Here is a 1207-nt window from a genome sequence, read left to right as displayed (position 1 = left end):
GTGACCAGAAGCTTGGCAACGCGGCAGGCTGAGGCCAGAATTTTGAAAAGCCTGAAGCCTGAGGCCGAAAGCTTGGCAACGCTGTTTGTGGACTCCGTGCTGGAAGACAGTTTGCCAAAAAGAGGGGAATTGATTTCCCGTCTGGAACGCATTGGATACAGTTTTGGTTCAGACGACCCAAGCTACGCACTTGGATTCTGGTTCGGCGACGCTGAAAAATTCCCCGAATATAAAGAGATGGTCGAAAAACACGCAAAACAGGAAGTCAAGATTAATAAAAGTTTTAGTGGTTTTCGTTGGCTGTATTTAATGGGTGAAGAACTAAGGGATCTGGGAAAAGAGATGCCCAATCAAGTAAATAAAGAGCTGTATGAGAAGTTATTTAAAAGGAATATTGCCATTACGAGTTCTTTTTATAGTGCGGGTGCTAAAGGTAAAGTTTATGTTTTCGCGGAAGGTGGGGTGAGGTACGACAATTTTTTCTGGAATTCCGAGCTGCCGCTTTTAAGGGGCTTGCAAAAGAAGGGAAGGGTTTCCGATATTCGGGTAGTTGACCATGTGGTAAATAATCCATCGACTGACCAGCCTTTGGGGCATAGTTTGATCAACGGTGTCAAAATGAAGGCTCGCTATGGCAGCCTGAATGCTGAGTTAAAAAGCAGATTGCCCACCGGACGGGTCTATAAAGACAATGACTTTGTCGATGTGCCGGTGAAGGCCGATCTGGTTGACCGGCTATTGCGGAAAAAAATACCCTTCTATCTGCTGCGCTCAGAACTGAATTTAATGGTGGTAAAAAAGGCTGATGGCTTCAGGGTCAGCCCCTGGGCTGAGGGCGGAACGGAAAAAATAATCAGGGTCGATGATCCGGACGATCCGAAAAAAATCAAAGCGGTTCAGGATTTTATCCTGGCCAATTATCAACGATTTGATCAGCTTCCTGATCAGATCGAGCTGGCCGGTAATAAGATTTTTGCCATTGATGGAAATGACAGGACATCCGTTGCACTGAAAACACAGGATGGTCGATGGCAGTACATAAAACAGCCCGACGGGCTCTATTCATTTGGTGTCAGGATTAATAATAAAGAGACCAGCGATGTTGTCCTGTTCAATTCCGGGCAAACACCCGATGCTCTTTTAAAAGCCGCTGAAGCTGCCAGTTGTGTTCCTGACCGACCATTATCTTGTGATAAAGGCTGTCTGT

1 protein-coding gene is annotated in these 1207 nt (G+C 45.8%); it reads left to right on the top strand.

Features of this window, described 5'->3' with window-relative positions; translation table 11 throughout:
* Positions 1–42: 42 nt before the first annotated feature.
* Positions 43–1207 (top strand): hypothetical protein (locus tag KDK17_RS02535; protein ID WP_257287260.1); only part of this gene is annotated, 1165 nt, incomplete at its 3' end.

The sequence above is a fragment of the Endozoicomonas sp. SESOKO2 genome (assembly GCF_024606245.1).
GTDB lineage: Bacteria > Pseudomonadota > Gammaproteobacteria > Pseudomonadales > Endozoicomonadaceae > Endozoicomonas_A.
This window is presented reverse-complemented; position numbering and strand designations above follow the sequence as displayed.